Genomic DNA, 15,283 nt, shown 5'->3' with positions numbered 1-15,283 from the left:
CCCTCCTGTTCAGCGGACCTTCCTCAGGGCACGTCCCGGCGGGACAGCACGAACGCGGACAGCACCCACAGCGCCGCGGTCAGGGCCAGCGCTGAGAAGACGATGGCGACCACGGCGGCGGGGTCGGGGCCCGTCGTGTCGGAGACCGCGCTGTTTCCCACGAACAGCGCCGAGGTGAGCACGGAGTGCGGGACCGTGTGGGACAGGACGCCGCCCTGGCCGCCGAGCAGGACCCCCGTCCCGATCGCGCATCCCAGCAGCCCCAGGGCGACGGGCGGGGTGAACGAGCCGATCAGCATCGACAGCAGTGACTGCGCGGCCACGACCGGCAGGGCGGCCACCACGCCCAGCAGCGCCACGAGGGCGTACTCCCAGGGCAGGGTCCCTTCCAGCCCCAGCACGAGTGACCCGGTCATGGCCACCAGGAGCAGCATCACCACCTGCATCACCCCCACCACCAGGGTGAGGGACAGGATCTTGGCGCCCACGATCGCCGCAGGACGGACGGGGGCGGACATGAGCAGGTTCCAGTTGTTCCCCCTGTGCTCCATGCGCCAGGAAGCCGAGGACAGAACCGCCACCCCCATCGCCATGAAGAACAGCCCGTGGAAGAGCACCGCCTGGGACCAGTAGGGACCCCACCCGGAGGACAGGGTTCCCTGGTTGCCGGCGTAGTTCAGCGTCCCGGCGGTGACGGCGAGCACCGGCAGCACCACCGAGACGACCCACAGGGCCGACCGGCGCAGTTTGGCGAGTTCGGCGACGATCACGCGGGACCTCCCTCGCCGCGGTCGAAGCGCCGACAGGCAGCCCAAAACAGGGCCGCGGACGCGCACAGGAAGAGAGCGAACGGCCAGCCGGCGGGCGCCGCCGCGACCAGGTGGTTCCCCTCCATCGCCAGCGGCGAGATCGCCGCGTAGTAACCCCAGGGCAGGAAGTAGGCCGCCTGGACGGGCATGAGCAGGGAGGTGACCGCGTAGAACGCGCCGAGCAGCCCCACCCCCAGCCCCACGAGCTGGTTGTCGACCCGGGCAGCGAGCCACAGGTGCAGGCACAGCACCGCCAGGTGCACCGACACCAGACAGAGCCCGTACCGGGCCCACAGGTCCAGGGGAGGGGCGGACCCGATCCCGGCGACCGCCCCGGCCGCGACGACCAGGACGCACTGGGCCGCCACCGTCACGGTCAGCGCGGCACCGACCACCACGGCCTTGGCCAGGCAGAGCAGTCCCGGGCCGAAACCGCTCACCCTGGCCAGGATCCACCCCTGTCCCTGGTGTTCGATCTCCACCTGGCGGCCCGCGAGCACCGCCACCAGGATCGGCGAGGTCATCGCCGTGATCAGGACCTGGTTGAGCAACAGCTGCTCCCACGGCTGGGCGCCGGGATCGGTGAACCCGGCCCGCGTCGACTCCGATCCCAGGTTCATCGTGGTCAGGACGACGACGGCGACCACCATCACCAGGCACAGCGCCCACAGTCGAAGTCGGCGTGTCTTGCGCAGCTCCAGGCCCACGGCCGTGTGGATCACGAGAGCCCCTCGTGTCCGGTCAGATCCATGAAGACCTCCTCCAGGGACCGGCGGACCCGGCGCACCCCGTGCACGGGGACGTCGTGGTGGACCAGGAGCCGGACCAGGTCTGCGGTGCCGTCGTCTCCCACCCCGGTCAGGCGCAGGCCCTCGGGCACCCGAGCGGCCGACAGGCCGAGCGCCAGGGGCCGCTCGGGCTCGGTGGTGTCCACGATCAGGTCCGGGGTGCTGCGATCGAACAGCTCGCTCCTGGTGCCCTGGAAGACCAGCCGCCCCCGGCCGAGGATCCCCAGGACGGACGCCATCCGGTCGACCTCGTCGAGCAGGTGGCTGGAGACCATGACGGTCACCCCCTCGTCGGCCAGCGACACCAGGAGGTCGCGGATCTCCTCGATCCCCGCCGGGTCCAGCCCGTTGGTGGGTTCGTCCAGGACGAGCAGCCTGGGCTCGCGGGCGAGCGCCATGGCGATCCCCAGCCGCTGCTTCATGCCGAGCGAGTAGGCGCGGACCTGCCGGTCCATGTGGTCGCCGAGCCGCACGGTCGCCACGGCGCGCTCCACCTGGCGGTCGGTGAGACCGACCATCCGGCGGACGATCGCCATGTTCTCGCGCCCCGTCAGGTGCCCGTAACCCGGAGGCGACTCGATCAGGGAACCGATCAGCGGCGCCACCTCGTGTCGGTTGCGGCGGTCGACCGGGCGCCCCAGGACGCTGATCCCGCCACGGCTGGGGCGTACCAGCGACAACAGCATCTTCATCGTGGTGGACTTGCCGGACCCGTTCGGTCCCAAAAACCCGTAGACACAGCCCTCGGGGACCCGCAGGTCCAGGGAGTCCACGACCGTACGCGACCCGTAGACCTTGGTCAGACCCTCGGTGGTGATGACATGACTCATGGAGCCTCCTTCCACCGAGGAGACTCCCTCCACGGGCCCGTGCGGCGCATCGGACCGCGGTACCGGAAACCGCCCCGTCCCACGGTAGGAGGCGGCGGGCCCACCGGGGCGGAACGGCCCGCTCAGGCGCCCCGCAGCAGGTCCTCCCGGCCGACGAGCCCGGTCCGGAAGGCGAACAGCACCGCCTGGACCCGGTCCCGCGCGCCGGTCTTGGCCAGGATGCTGCCCACGTGCGTCTTGACCGTGGGCATGGACAGCACCAGGAGTTCGCAGATCTCCGTGTTCGTGTGCCCGCGCGCCACCGCCGTGAGGACCTCCCGCTCCCGGGGGGTCAGGGACTCCAGCGCCCGCAGGGAGGTTCGGGAGAGAGCCACCGAGGGACCCGGACGCCCGCCCAGCAGCGGACGCACGTGCCCGATCAGCCGCCTCGTCGAACTCGCCGAGATCACGGAGTCGCCCCGGTGCACGGTGCGCAGCGCGGCCAACAGTTCCTCGGGGTCCGTGTTCTTGAGCAGGAATCCGGCGGCGCCCGCCTCGATCCCCTCGATCACGTACTCGTCGGTGTCGAAGGTGGTGAGTACGACGATCCGGCACGTCGCGCCCGCGTCCACCAGGGCCCGGGTGGCGGTCAGGCCGTCCGTCCCCGGCATCTGGACGTCCATGAGCAGCAGGTCCACCGGATCGGAGCGCTGCCGACCGACCGCCTCGGCCCCGTCAGCCGCCTCCCACCGCACGGTCATGTCGGGCTGGGAGTCGATGACCATCGCCACGCCCGCGGTGAAGAGCCGCTGGTCGTCCGCGAGCCCCACCCGGATCAAGCCTGCTCCCAGGGGACCACTGCCCGCATCCGCCACGTCCCGGACGCCGGGTCCACCCCCGCCTCCAAGCTGCCGCCGTGCAGTGCCACCCTCTCCCGCATCCCGACCAGCCCGTGCCCGTGGGGCCGTTCGCCGGGCCCGAGCGGAACGGTGCCGAGCGGGTTGGCCACGCTGACGGCGATCCTCCCCGGCGTCCGGACCAGGCCGACCCGTACGGCCACCGGCCCCGCGTGCTTGAGGACGTTGGCCAGCGACTCCTGCAGCAGGCGGTAGACCGTCAGCGAGACACTCGCGGGCGGGTCCTGCGCGTCGTCCCCCGGCCCGTCTCCCTCCCGGACCAGACGCACGCGCAGTCCCGCCTCCCGGTACTCCTCCACCAGTGGGACGAGCGCTTCGAGGCCGGGCGCGGGGCGGGGCGGGCGCGGGTCGTCCTCACGCAGTACCCCGAGGAGCCGGTGGACTTCACGGGAGGACTCGCGCCCCACCCGGCCGATCGTCGTCAATGCCGCCACCGCCCGTTCCGGTGCCGTGCTCGCCGCGTAGCGACCGCCGTCGGCCTGGGCGACGATGACGTTCAGCGAGTGCGCCAGGACGTCGTGCATCTCCCGGGCGATGCGGGCGCGCTCGTCCAGCGCGGCCAGCCTCAGTTCCTGTTCGCGCTTGGTCTCCAGCAGCAGGGCGTGTTCCCTCAGACGGTCGACCTCCTCCCGGTTGTGCCGACGAACCGCACCGAGCAGCGCGAACATCAGCAGGGTCGTCCACCCGAACAGCAGGGACGTGACCCGAACGCCGAGATCCTCCGTGAAGACCGTGTGTGGAACGAACAGCACGGCGCCCGCCGTGCCCGTGAGCAGGGCCGCCAGGACGAGGCGGCGTCCGGCCGGGGCGAGCTCTGTCTGGGAGGTGTAGGAGGTGACCAGCACACAGACCACCGACAGGGTGGTGAACTGGCCCGTCCACCACACCTGGAGGGCCAGCAGGACCGCCAGGACCGCCATCGAGGAGAGCGGTCGCGCGCGGCGTGCTCCCAACGCCGCGCAGCACCCCGCGGCCAGGGCCAGGTAGGCGGCGGTGTCGAAGGCCGAGGCGTTCGTGAACGGCCAGGTCGCGACCGTCAGGCCGAACCAGAGCAGGGCCCAGGACAGGTCCGTCGTGAGCGGGTGTTCACGGGCCCAGGACCTCAGGCGGCCCGGTGCCGGGCGCGGGGGCTGAAGGGGCATGGGGCCACACGCTACCCAGGCCCGGGCCCCGCGTCCTCATACCGGGGTACGAACCCGGGTGACGGATGGTGGCGTGGACAACCCGATCGGGGCCCGCGCGGCCCATATCCTGGGAGGGCCAGCACCGCCCATCCCAGGGAAGCGATGATGAACGTACTGCTCACCGGTGGCGCCGGGTACATCGGCACCCACACCGCGGTCGAACTCCTCCAGGCGGGGCACGGTGTCGTCGTCGTCGACTCCCTCGTCAACAGCCACGAGGAGGCCCTCCGGCGGGTCGAGCGGATCACCGGTCGCGAGGTCGCCTTCCACCGGGTCGACTGCACCGACGCCGAGGCGATGCGCGGCGTCTTCGAGCGGCACGACATCGACGCCGTCATCCACCTGGCCGGGTTCAAGGCCGTGGGCGAGTCGGTCGAGCAGCCCCTGCGCTACTACCGCAACAACCTCGACGCCCTGCTGACCCTCTGCGAGACCATGGACGCGGCCGGGGTGCGCGACCTCGTCCTCAGCTCCTCCGCCACCGTCTACGGCGACCCGCGGCGCGTACCCATCGTCGAGGACGCCGAGCTGTCGACCACCAACCCGTACGGCAACACCAAGCTGTTCGCCGAACGCATCCTGGACGACCTCGCCACCGCCGACCCGAGCTGGCGGATCATCTCCCTGCGCTACTTCAATCCGATCGGCGCCCACCCCAGCGGCCTGATCGGCGAGGACCCCCAGGGCGTCCCCAACAACCTCTTCCCCTACATCGCCCAGGTAGCCGCAGGACGCCGCGAGCGGCTGAGCGTGTACGGCGACGACTACGACACCCCGGACGGCACCGGGGTACGCGACTACCTGCACGTGGTGGACCTGGCCAACGGGCACCTGGCCGCGGTGGACCACCTCGCCGATACCCCCGGCCACCGCGTCTACAACCTCGGCACCGGACAGGGCACCTCGGTCATGGAGGGCCTGCACGCCTTCGAGCGGGCCACCGGATCAGCCCTGCCCTACACGGTCACCGGCCGTCGCCCCGGTGACATCGCCGTCTGCTACGCCGACCCCACGGCCGCCTCCCGGGACCTGGGCTGGAAGGCGGAGCTGACGGTGGACGACGCCTGCCGCGACGCCTGGCGCTGGCAGTCCGGGAACCCCGGAGGGTTCGCGGGCTGAGCCGCCCGGTACGGGTGCCGGGCGGCACACTCACCGGTGCGTCCCGACCACGGCCAACGCCCTAGACTGGACGGACATTCACATTTTTCTGCGGAAGGTCCTCCGTCGTGTCCGTTGGTGCTGACAGCACGTTCGACACCGTCCTCGTCGTCGACTTCGGTGCGCAGTACGCGCAGCTGATCGCCCGACGGGTCCGGGAATGCCACGTGCACAGCGAGATCGTGCCCTCGACCATGCCCGTCGAGGAGATGCTCGCCAAGAAACCCAAGGCCATCATCCTCTCCGGCGGCCCCTCCTCGGTGTACGCCGAGGGCGCCCCGAGTGTGGGCGCCGAGCTGTTCGAGACCGGGGTCGCGACCTTGGGTATCTGCTACGGCTTCCAGGCCATGACGCGCGCCCTGGGCGGGGTCGTGGACCGGACCGACCTGAGCGAGTTCGGCCGCACCGCGCTGACCGCCAGCTCCGACTCCGTGCTGTTCGAGGGCCTGCCCGAGGACCTGAGCGTGTGGATGTCGCACGGCGACTCCGTGGTCCAGGCCCCGTCCGGGTTCAAGAGCACCGCCAGCACCGCGGGCGCCCCCGTGGCCGCCTTCGAGGACACCGAGCGCCGCCTGTTCGGCGTCCAGTTCCACCCCGAGGTCATGCACACCGAGCACGGCCAGGACCTGCTGCGCCGCTTCCTCTACGAGGGCGCGGGCTGCCGCCCCACCTGGACGATGGTCAACATCGTCGAGGAGCAGCTGGAGCGCATCCGTGAGCAGATCGGCGACAAGCGCGTGATCTGCGCGCTCAGCGGCGGCGTCGACTCCGCCGTGGCCGGTGCCCTGGTGCAGCGCGCCGTCGGCGACCAGCTCACCTGCGTGTTCGTGGACCACGGCCTGCTCCGCAAGGGCGAGGCCGACCAGGTCGAGAAGGACTTCGTCGCGATCACCGGCGCCAAGCTCAAGGTGGTCGACGCCGAGGAGCAGTTCCTGTCGGAGCTGGCCGGGGTCACCGACCCCGAGGAGAAGCGCAAGATCATCGGCCGCGAGTTCATCCGCGTCTTCGAGCAGGCGGCCCGTGAGGTCGTCGCCGAGAGCGGCGAGGACGACGCCGAGGTCGAGTTCCTCGTGCAGGGCACCCTGTACCCGGACGTCGTGGAATCCGGCGGCGGCACCGGCACCGCGAACATCAAGTCGCACCACAACGTCGGCGGGCTGCCCGACGACCTCCAGTTCACCCTGGTGGAGCCGCTGCGCGAGCTGTTCAAGGACGAGGTCCGCAAGGTCGGCGAGGAGCTGGGCCTGCCGCCCGAGATGGTGTGGCGCCAGCCCTTCCCGGGCCCGGGCCTCGCCATCCGGATCATCGGCGAGGTGAACCGGGAGCGCCTGGAGATCCTGCGCGAGGCCGACGCGATCGCCCGCGAGGAGCTCTCCCGCGCCGGACTGGACCGCGACATCTGGCAGTGCCCCGTCGTGCTGCTCGCGGACGTCCGCTCCGTGGGTGTCCAGGGCGACGGCCGCACCTACGGCCACCCCGTCGTGCTCCGCCCGGTCAGCAGCGAGGACGCGATGACGGCCGACTGGTCGCGCGTGCCCTACGACGTGCTCGCCCGCATCTCCAACCGCATCACCAACGAGGTGCGCGAGATCAACCGGGTGACGCTGGACGTGACCAGCAAGCCCCCGGGCACCATCGAGTGGGAGTAGCCGCGCGGCGCTCCACCTGACGTGATCGGGCCCGGCACACCGTGTGTGCCGGGCCCGATCGTCGTCTGCGGGGACGCGCGGAGTCAGTCCTGGCTGACGAACACGTTGATGGCGGTGTCCTCGGCGTCCTGGGCGTGGGTGAGGAGCAGTACGGAGGGTTCCTCGCCCGACCTCACGCTGAACACCAGCTCGCCGCTGGCCTCCGCGCCCGGGGAGACGGGCTCCCAGAGGGAACCCTTCTTCTCCTCGGAGGTGGGGGTGTCGGCGGTGATCCACCGGTTGTTGTCGGTGATCAGCCGCTGCTCGGCCGAGCTGAACACGATCTCGTCGCTCCCGAGGTTCTCCATGGCGAGGTCGGCCACGCAGTACACGCCGCCCTCGATGCTGGAGCGCCCCGGGATCGAGTCCAGGCAGCGGAGTTCGGCGCTGTACCGGACCGTGCCGTCCTCGGACACCGCGTTGCCGTCGGTGTTGGTGGGCTCGGGCACGTCCGGGTCCATGTTGCCGAGGCCGTCGTCGGGCACGTCGGGTTCCTGGGCGGAGTCGTCCGGCCCCTGGTTGGCGGGCGGCGGAGTGCCCTGTTCGTCCGCGCCGTCGGGTCTGTTCAGGATCACCACGGCCACGATCACGAGCAGCAGCACCAGGCCGATACCGGCGGCGAGCAGCCCCCAGAACAGGCCGCCCCTCCTGCCGGGCGCGGCGGGCTGGTGCGGTGGCGGCGGAACCGGCGGCACGTACGGCTGGGGACCCCGCTGCTGCTCGGCTGGCGGCGGCACCATGGGGATGGGGCCGGTGGCGGCGGGGTGCTGCGCCGGAGGCGGACCCGTCGGGGCGGGCCGCTGCTGGTTGTGGGGGACCGGGGGAGGAGGCCCGGCCGGGTGACCGGCCACGGGGTGTCCCGGGGGCGGCCCGTGCTGCTGGGACCGGGTGAAGTTGCCGGTCTGGTGCGGGGGCGGCGGCATCTGCGGCGGGGCCTGCTGGTAGTGGCCGGGCACCGGGTGGCGCATGCCCGCCATGGTGTGGTGCGCCGGATGCGGCATCCCCGGCGGCATCGGGGGCAGGTTGGGCCGCCAGGACTGGTGCAGGGCGTGCGAGACCATGTCGTTGGGGTTGCTGGTGTCCTCGCCGCCCGCGAGCTCCAGCAGAAGGTCCTGGGCGGTGGGGCGGCGGCCCGGCTCCTTGGCCAGGGCGCGGGTCACCAGGCGGTCCAGCGGACTGTCCAGGTTGCCGATCTGCGGCTCCGCGAACAGCACCCGCTTGCCCAGCGTCATCGCGTCGCCGTTGCCGAAGGGGTGCGTGCCGTTGCCCGCGAACGCCACCAGACAGCCCCAGGCGAAGATGTCCGCCGAGGTGGTGACCTTCTCCTCCAGCAGCTGTTCGGGCGCCATCCAGCCGGGGCTGCCCATGACGATGCCGGTCTGGGTGTGGTTGGTCGCGGTGTTCATGGCCCGCGCGATGCCGAAGTCGATCACCCGGGGACCGGAGAGCGACAGCAGGACGTTGGCGGGCTTGAGGTCGCGGTGGACCAGCCCGGTGCGGTGGATGGCGGCGAGCGCCGCGGCCACGCCCAGCGCGAAGCCGTGCAGGGTGGAGGAGTCCAGCGGCCCGTGCTCCGCGATGTGCTCGGCCAGCGCCGTGCCCGCGATGTACTCGGTGACCATGTAGGGGCGGTTCTCGAACGTCCCGTGGTCGAGCACCTTGGCGGTGCAGAAGGAGGCGACCTTGCGGGCGTTCTCCATCTCGTCGCGGAAGCGCGCCCGGGTCTGCTCGTCGAAGGCGAGCTCCGGACGGATGACCTTGATGGCTACCTGGTTGTTCTTCTCCGGCGTACTGCCCAGGTAGACGGTTCCCATGCCGCCACTACCCAGCTTCCCGGACAGCACGTAGGGACCGATGGTGGCCGGATCTCCGGCGGCCAGCGGTTCCAGGTTCTTCGGGAGCCCATCCGACGGCAAGCGACCCTCCCCGACGGTGTCCAAACCCCGCCTTGCCCCAAGGTAGCGGTGTTTGTGCCCTGATTCCCACTCACGGACCGGATTGGGTCGTTCGAGGGTTGGGCGGTGACTGACATGACAGTGGTGACGAACCCTGGATCGAGTGGCCCCGCCCTCCTGGACGCGGGTGTCCGCGCCGGTGGGAGGCGGTGAACACGGCGCACCCCGTGGAGGGGTCTGTGTTCACGCAAGGTGGGGGTTCCTTTACGATTGGGGACTCGTGACCGTTGATACCACCGTAACCGTGCGGGTCCCCGCGAAGGTGAACCTCCAGTTGGCGGTGGGGCCCAGACGCGAGGACGGTTTCCACGCCCTCGTGAACGTGTTCCACGCCGTCTCGCTGTTCGATGAGGTTACCGTCAAGGCGGCGTCTCCGCGTCGGCCGCGTGCCCTCACCGCGTTGACCGCCACCGGGCAGTCCGAGTCCCACCTGGCCCGGGTGCCGCTGGACGAGAGCAACCTCGCGGCCCGCGCCGCGATCCTGCTGGCCGAGGAGACGGGTGCGGGCTTCCCCGTCGACATCCACCTCGACAAGCGCATCCCCGTGGCGGGTGGCATGGCGGGGGGCAGCGCGGACGCCGCCGCGGCCCTGGTCGCCTGCGACCGCCTGTGGGGCTGTGACCTGTCCAGGGAGCGGCTCCTCGACCTCGCCGCCCGGCTCGGCAGCGACGTGGCCTTCGGGTTGGTCGGCGACACGGCGGTGGGGACCGGACGGGGTGAACTCCTCGAACCGATGGCCAGCCCCGGTCGGTACCGCTGGGTGTTCGCGCTCTCCCCGCGCGGACTGTCCACCGCCGACGTGTTCGGCGAGTACGACCGCCTGCGCCCCGACGCCCCGGAGCCGCGCCCGGACGCCGCTCTGGAGAAGGCCCTGGCCAGCGGCGACGCGGTGGCCCTCGGCGCGTCCCTGAGCAACGACCTCCAGCCCGCGGCGCTCTCGCTTCTGCCGGAGCTGCGCCGGACCCTGGACGCGGGCCGCTCCGCCGGGGCGCTCGGCGCCCTGGTGTCGGGCTCGGGCCCCACGTGCGCCTTCCTGGTCGGAGGCGGGGGAGAGGACCCGGGCGCCGTCGCGGAGCGGGAGGCGGGGGTGGTGTCCGCCCTGCGGTCCACCGGCCTGTGCGAGCAGGTCATCGCGGCTGACGGCGACGTACCCGGAACCACCATCGTGTGACGTAAATCACTGGATCCAGTGTCGCGATTCGACGGATTCCGACCATTGACCTCAACCATGGTTGAGGAAGAACACTGGGCGCATGACGACGCCAGCCACCTTCTCCAGGTACGCCGACCTCCCGGCGCTGATCGGGCTCATGGAGGGTGACGAGAAGCACAAAGCCGCCGCTCACTCCACCCTCGACGTTCTCTGGGTCCTCTACGACCGGGTCCTCGACGTCTCGCCCGAGACCGCCGAGGACCCGGCCCGGGACCGCTTCCTCCTCTCGAAGGGGCACGGACCGGCCGCCTTCTACGCCGTGCTCGCAGCCAAGGGCTTCCTCGACGTGTCCACCCTGCGCGGCTGGACCTCCTTCGACTCCCCGCTGGGCCACCACCCGGACCGTGTGCTGGTCCCCGGAGCCGAGATCGGCAGCGGCTCCCTCGGCCACGGCCTACCCCTCGCCCTGGGCACCGCCCTCGGTCTGCGTGCCCAGGGCGCGCGCAGGCCGGACGGCACCGAACCCCGCGTGGTGGTGCTGGTCGGCGACGGCGAACTCGACGAGGGCAGCAACCACGAGGCCATCGCCGCCGCCGCGCGCCTGGGAGCCGACAACCTGACCGTCGTGGTCATCGACAACGCCTCCGCCACCCACGGCTGGCCCGGAGGTGTCGGACGCAGGTTCGAGGTCGAGGGCTGGGAGACCCGAGAGGTCGCGGGCCGCGACCACGGCGCCCTCCACGACGCCTTCGCCCGCCCCGGCTCCGGACGGCCGCTGGCCGTCGTCGCCCGCGTCCGCAACGGAAACTGAAAGCGAGCCCGGACATGCGTGACACCTTCGCCGCAGCCACCCACGAGGCCCTCGACCGCGACCCCCGGACCGCGCTGGTCCTCGCCGCCATCTCCGCGGGCATGTTCCGCCGCGCCGCCGCCCGCCACCCGGGCAGGGTGATCGACCTCGGCATCCGCGAACAGGCCATGATCGGCGTCGCGGGAGGCCTGGCGCTCACCGGCATGCGACCGATCGTGCACAGCTACGCGCCGTTCCTGGTCGAACGCCCCTTCGAGCAGCTCAAGATCTCCCTCACGCACCAGGGCGTCGGAGCAGTCCTGGTGAGCATCGGCGCCTCACACGACACCTCAGCCGAGGGCCGCACCCACCAGGCGCCCGGGGACGTGGCGCTCCTGGACACGCTCCCCGGCTGGACCGTGCACGTGCCCGGGCACCCCGACGAGGCGCGGACCATGATGGAGCGGGCGGTACCCGGCGACGACCTCGTCTACCTGCGCCTGTCCACCCACAGCAACAGGGCGGCCCTGCCCGTCGGACCCCGCCTCAACGTGGTGCGCACCGGTTCGTCGCGCTCCGCCGGGGTGGTGGTGGCGGTCGGACCGATGCTGGACCGGGTGCTGGAGGCCACCGCGGACCTCGACGTCACCGTGGCCCACACCTCCACCGTCCGTCCCTTCGACCACGAGGGGCTCAGCACCCTCACCGGTGCGGCGGGCAACGCCGACGTGCTGATCGTGGAGCCCTACCTGAAGGGAACCTCGGCTCACGAGGTGGCCGAGGCTCTGGGCGACCGCCGCCACCGCCAGCTCTCCCTGGGCGTGTCACGCCGCAGCGAGGTGCGCGCCTACGGCACGGCCGCCGACCACGACCGCGTCCACGGTCTGGACGTCGAGGGAATCGCGAAGTCCGCCCGGGACTTCTTCCTGGTGTAGCGACCTTCCAGAGCCCGCCCGGGGCCTCGCGTGGTGCGGCCCCGGGCGTTCCCCTCCTAACAGCCGTACGTTCTGCCGTCCGCCGCCTTGCCCCAGTTGCAGCTGCTGATCGTGCCGCCGGCCTTGTTGTCGTCCTTGCTGCCCGGCTTCTTCAGCCGCAGGTCCGGGCTGCGCCCGGTGCCGTCGTTGGGCAGGACGTGGCGCGCGTAGCCCCGGTAGACGTGGTGCTTGCCCTTGGCGTCCCGGTGGTTCTTCCCGGAGCCGGTGTGCACGTGGACGACGCCGCCCGCCGGGAGGTTGTACGCGGGCAGGGCACGGCCGTAGGTGTTCGAGGTGATGTCCGGGACGTGGCCCCTGAGGTTGACGGTCTTCTTCGTCACGTTCTTCAGGACGAAGTACTCGCCGTTGAGGTTGGTCTGCTTGTTGTTCTTGACGTCGGCCCCGGCGGCGTTGGGCCGCACGTGGGTGATCATCAGGGCGCCCGTGGTGGAGGCCGCGTGCGCCGGGACGGGCGCGAGGAGGGCGGCGAGGAGGGCGGCCGCGACGGCGGCACGGATGGAGCGCATGGGCTCCCCTTTCGGTACGCGTCCGTCCTGCGGTGCGAGCCTCCAGGGGGTGGCTCCCAAGCGGGGGACCGAGGACAGGGCAGAAGAGTAGCCCTTCCGTGCGGCGATCGGTGGCGAAATGAGCCGACAAGCGAAAAGTGTCGTTCCTGGCGGTCAGTCGGTCCGCGCACCTTCGCGGGGGCAGCACAATGGGAGGTGATGACGAATCTGGTCAACCTTCAGGACGTGTCCCTGGCCTACGGGCCGCTCGTGCTCCTCGACGAGGTCTCCCTCGGCGTGGACGAGGGCGAACGCATCGGGGTGGTGGGCCGCAACGGCGGCGGCAAGTCGACGATGATCTCCGTGCTCGCCGGGCGGACCGAACCCGACTCCGGTCGGGTCGTGCACAACCGCGGGCTGCGGGTCGGCTTCCTGCACCAGCGCGACGACTTCCCCGACAGCACCGTCGGCGAGTTCGTGCTGGGCGGCCGGGCCGAGCACGAGTGGGCGGGGGACGCGCGCATCCGCGACATCCTCCGGGGCCTGCTCGGCGGCTGGGACCTCAACGTGCCCATGTCCGGGCTGTCCGGCGGTGAGCGCCGCCGCTCCGGGCTGGCCCGCCTGCTGGTGGACGACCACGATCTCATCATCCTGGACGAGCCCACCAACCACCTCGACATCGAGGGCATCGCCTGGCTGGCCGAGCACCTGCGCGGCCGCCCGGAGTCGCTCGTGGTCGTCACCCACGACCGGTGGTTCCTGGACGCCGTGACCACCCGCACCTGGGAGGTCGGGCGCGGCACCGTCGAGAGGTACGAGGGCGGGTACGCCGCCTACGTGCTGGCCAAGGCCGAGCGGGACCGCCAGGCCGCCGCCGAGGAGGACCGCCGCCAGAACCTCATGCGCAAGGAGCTCGCGTGGCTGCGCAGGGGAGCGCCCGCGCGCACCTCCAAGCCCAAGTTCCGCATCGAGGCGGCCAACCAGCTCATCGCGAACGAGCCGCCGCCCCGCGACTCCGTGGAGCTGGTCCGCTTCGCCAGCTCGCGCCTGGGCAAGACCGTCATCGACCTCAAGAAGGTCTCGGTCGCCATCCCCGACCGCACCCTGCTGGACGAACTCACCTGGCAGCTGGGCCCCGGCGACCGGGTGGGCCTGGTCGGCGTGAACGGCGCGGGCAAGTCGACCCTGCTGAAGATCCTCGCCGAGGAGCGCGAGCCCGACTCCGGGACGGTGCGCACCGGCCGGACCGTGAAGCTGGCGCACCTGTCCCAGAACGTCGTCGAGCTCGACCCCACCGCCCGCCCGCTCCAGGCCGTCATGGACGTGCGCGAACACATCACCATCGGCAAGCGGGACTACACCGCCAGCCAGATGCTGGAGAAGTTCGGCTTCCGGGGCGAGCGCCAGTGGACGCCGATCGGCGACCTGTCCGGCGGTGAGAAGCGCCGCCTCCAGCTGCTGCGCCTGCTCATGGACGAGCCCAACGTGCTGCTGCTGGACGAGCCCACCAACGACCTGGACATCGAGACCCTGACCGAGCTGGAGGACCTCCTCGACGGCTGGCCGGGGTCCCTCGTGCTGGTCAGCCACGACCGCTACTTCCTGGAGCGGATCACCGACCGCGTGCTCGCCCTGATGGGCGACGGCAGCCTCGCCTTCCTGCCCGGAGGGGTGGACGAGTACCTGGAGCGCCGGGAGGCCACCGCCGACGAGGTCACCGTGCCCCTGGGCGCCTCCGAGACCGCCGTGCAGACGCCCGCCACCCCCGCCGTGTCCCAGGCGGAGCGCCGCGCAGCCCAGAAGGAGATGCAGCGCGTCGAACGGCGGATGGACAGGATCGCCAAGCGCGAGGAACAGCTCCACGAGCAGATGGCGGCCGCGGCGGAGGACTACACCAAGCTCGCCGAACTCGACGGCGAGGCCAGGACCCTCGCCTCCGAGAAGGAGGAGCTGGAGATGGTGTGGCTGGAGCAGGCCGAGCTGGTCGGCGACTGAGTCACCCCAGGCCGACAGCTGGGTGACGGATCAGCGGCCCTCCCGGGCCTTCGTCGCGCAGGAGATGCAGGTGCGGGCCACGGGCCGGGCCAGCAACCGCTCGGGGGAGACGGGCTCTCCGCAGCGCTCACAGTGACCGTAGTGGCCCTGGGCGATCCTCCCCAGGGCCGCTTCCACGTCGGCCAGGTGACGCTCAGCGGAGGCGAGTGTCGCGCTCGCGTGTGAGCGCTCGAAGGCGATCGTCGACCCTTCGGGGTCGTGCTCGTCGTCCGTCGCCGTGTCCTGGGTCGCCTCGACGATCGAGTCGAAGCTCCGGGTCAGGGAGAGGATCAACGCGGACGTGCGCTCGCGGTCGGCGGTCAGCAGCCCACGGATCTCGGCGAGGCCGTCCCGGAGGGACTCCGGTGACCCGTCTCCGGGCCGTGGGCCCGCCGAACGCTCGAACGGCACCATGTCGCCTCCTCTCGGACGGTTTCCCGCAGTGGCCGCGGAGCGCGTCCACCAGACCTCCTGTAGAACGCTGCCACCCGCCGGGCATTCCCGCCGGGAGGCAGCCC

At 71.6% G+C, this 15,283-nt stretch carries 14 protein-coding genes; 6 read left to right on the top strand and 8 right to left on the bottom strand.

Translation table 11 applies throughout. From position 1 onward, the window contains the following. Nucleotides 1–23: 23 nt before the first annotated feature. From KBX21_RS25015 to KBX21_RS24995, 5 genes are all read right to left on the bottom strand, one after another. The gene (locus KBX21_RS25015) at nt 24–770 is read right to left on the bottom strand and encodes an ABC transporter permease (protein ID WP_210844079.1); all 747 of its coding nucleotides are present in this window, start codon (nt 768–770) and stop codon (nt 24–26) included. Beyond that, nucleotides 767–1,531, bottom strand: coding sequence for an ABC transporter permease (locus KBX21_RS25010; RefSeq protein WP_210844077.1), 765 nt, complete (start codon nt 1,529–1,531; stop codon nt 767–769). The genes KBX21_RS25015 and KBX21_RS25010 overlap by 4 nt, the downstream gene beginning before the upstream one ends. Further along, nucleotides 1,528–2,427, bottom strand: coding sequence for an ABC transporter ATP-binding protein (locus KBX21_RS25005; RefSeq protein ID WP_210844075.1), 900 nt, complete (start codon nt 2,425–2,427; stop codon nt 1,528–1,530). The genes KBX21_RS25010 and KBX21_RS25005 overlap by 4 nt, the downstream gene beginning before the upstream one ends. A 122-nt stretch (nt 2,428–2,549) precedes the next feature. Continuing rightward, nucleotides 2,550–3,245: a response regulator transcription factor gene (locus KBX21_RS25000; RefSeq protein ID WP_210844073.1), complete on the bottom strand. Its 696-nt coding sequence runs from the start codon at nt 3,243–3,245 to the stop codon at nt 2,550–2,552. Then, the gene (locus tag KBX21_RS24995) at nt 3,242–4,465 is read right to left on the bottom strand and encodes a sensor histidine kinase (protein ID WP_210844070.1); all 1,224 of its coding nucleotides are present in this window, start codon (nt 4,463–4,465) and stop codon (nt 3,242–3,244) included. Before KBX21_RS24995 ends, KBX21_RS25000 begins: the two co-directional genes overlap by 4 nt. A 147-nt stretch (nt 4,466–4,612) precedes the next feature. Between KBX21_RS24995 and galE the strand changes: the two genes are divergently transcribed. Both galE and guaA read left to right on the top strand, forming a co-directional pair. Next, the gene (galE, locus tag KBX21_RS24990) at nt 4,613–5,626 is read left to right on the top strand and encodes a UDP-glucose 4-epimerase GalE (protein ID WP_210844068.1); all 1,014 of its coding nucleotides are present in this window, start codon (nt 4,613–4,615) and stop codon (nt 5,624–5,626) included. 107 nt (nt 5,627–5,733) lie between these two features. Further along, complete coding sequence (gene guaA, locus KBX21_RS24985; RefSeq protein ID WP_049578179.1) at nt 5,734–7,314, top strand: glutamine-hydrolyzing GMP synthase; 1,581 nt, start codon at nt 5,734–5,736, stop codon at nt 7,312–7,314. Between the two features lie 83 nt (nt 7,315–7,397). Here the strand turns inward: guaA and KBX21_RS24980 are convergent, their stop codons facing one another. Next, nucleotides 7,398–9,269 carry a serine/threonine-protein kinase gene (locus KBX21_RS24980; protein ID WP_210844066.1) on the bottom strand — a complete coding sequence of 624 codons (1,872 nt, stop codon included), beginning with the start codon at nt 9,267–9,269 and terminating at the stop codon, nt 7,398–7,400. 259 nt (nt 9,270–9,528) lie between these two features. On the opposite strand from KBX21_RS24980, the gene KBX21_RS24975 reads away from it, so the two are divergent. From KBX21_RS24975 to KBX21_RS24965, 3 genes are all read left to right on the top strand, one after another. After that, nucleotides 9,529–10,479 carry a 4-(cytidine 5'-diphospho)-2-C-methyl-D-erythritol kinase gene (locus KBX21_RS24975; protein WP_082206400.1) on the top strand — a complete coding sequence of 317 codons (951 nt, stop codon included), beginning with the start codon at nt 9,529–9,531 and terminating at the stop codon, nt 10,477–10,479. Between the two features lie 82 nt (nt 10,480–10,561). Continuing rightward, on the top strand, nt 10,562–11,272 hold the full coding sequence (locus tag KBX21_RS24970; RefSeq protein WP_210844064.1) for a thiamine pyrophosphate-dependent enzyme: 711 nt from the start codon (nt 10,562–10,564) through the stop codon (nt 11,270–11,272). A gap of 14 nt (nt 11,273–11,286) precedes the next feature. After that, complete coding sequence (locus KBX21_RS24965; RefSeq protein ID WP_049571849.1) at nt 11,287–12,186, top strand: transketolase family protein; 900 nt, start codon at nt 11,287–11,289, stop codon at nt 12,184–12,186. A gap of 56 nt (nt 12,187–12,242) precedes the next feature. Here KBX21_RS24965 and KBX21_RS24960 read toward each other — a convergent pair whose 3' ends face one another. Continuing rightward, nucleotides 12,243–12,752, bottom strand: a complete 510-nt coding sequence (locus KBX21_RS24960) for a lamin tail domain-containing protein (protein WP_049571853.1) — start codon at nt 12,750–12,752, stop codon at nt 12,243–12,245. Between the two features lie 198 nt (nt 12,753–12,950). Here KBX21_RS24960 and KBX21_RS24955 point away from each other — a divergent pair, with 198 nt between their 5' ends. After that, nucleotides 12,951–14,726, top strand: a complete 1,776-nt coding sequence (locus tag KBX21_RS24955) for an ABC-F family ATP-binding cassette domain-containing protein (RefSeq protein WP_049571856.1) — start codon at nt 12,951–12,953, stop codon at nt 14,724–14,726. A 30-nt stretch (nt 14,727–14,756) separates the two neighbouring features. Here the strand turns inward: KBX21_RS24955 and KBX21_RS24950 are convergent, their stop codons facing one another. After that, nucleotides 14,757–15,179, bottom strand: coding sequence for a TraR/DksA C4-type zinc finger protein (locus tag KBX21_RS24950; RefSeq protein WP_082206402.1), 423 nt, complete (start codon nt 15,177–15,179; stop codon nt 14,757–14,759). Nucleotides 15,180–15,283: the final 104 nt, after the last annotated feature.

The organism is Nocardiopsis sp. B62 (genome assembly GCF_018070675.1).
Lineage (GTDB): Bacteria > Actinomycetota > Actinomycetes > Streptosporangiales > Streptosporangiaceae > Nocardiopsis > Nocardiopsis prasina.
Note: the sequence above shows the minus strand (reverse complement) of the source record. Positions and strands in the feature narration are given on the sequence as shown.

Bases quoted from the DNA above. Each gene is read 5' to 3' on its own strand.
- KBX21_RS25005 (WP_210844075.1), bottom strand. From the start codon at position 2,427: ATGAGTCATGTCATCACCACCGAGGGTCTGACCAAGGTCTACGGGTCG.
- KBX21_RS24995 (WP_210844070.1), bottom strand. From the start codon at position 4,465: ATGCCCCTTCAGCCCCCGCGCCCGGCACCGGGCCGCCTGAGGTCCTGG.
- galE (WP_210844068.1), top strand. From the start codon at position 4,613: ATGAACGTACTGCTCACCGGTGGCGCCGGGTACATCGGCACCCACACC.
- KBX21_RS24970 (WP_210844064.1), top strand. From the start codon at position 10,562: ATGACGACGCCAGCCACCTTCTCCAGGTACGCCGACCTCCCGGCGCTG.
- KBX21_RS24965 (WP_049571849.1), top strand. From the start codon at position 11,287: ATGCGTGACACCTTCGCCGCAGCCACCCACGAGGCCCTCGACCGCGAC.
- KBX21_RS24960 (WP_049571853.1), bottom strand. From the start codon at position 12,752: ATGCGCTCCATCCGTGCCGCCGTCGCGGCCGCCCTCCTCGCCGCCCTC.
- KBX21_RS24955 (WP_049571856.1), top strand. From the start codon at position 12,951: ATGACGAATCTGGTCAACCTTCAGGACGTGTCCCTGGCCTACGGGCCG.
- KBX21_RS24950 (WP_082206402.1), bottom strand. From the start codon at position 15,179: ATGGTGCCGTTCGAGCGTTCGGCGGGCCCACGGCCCGGAGACGGGTCA.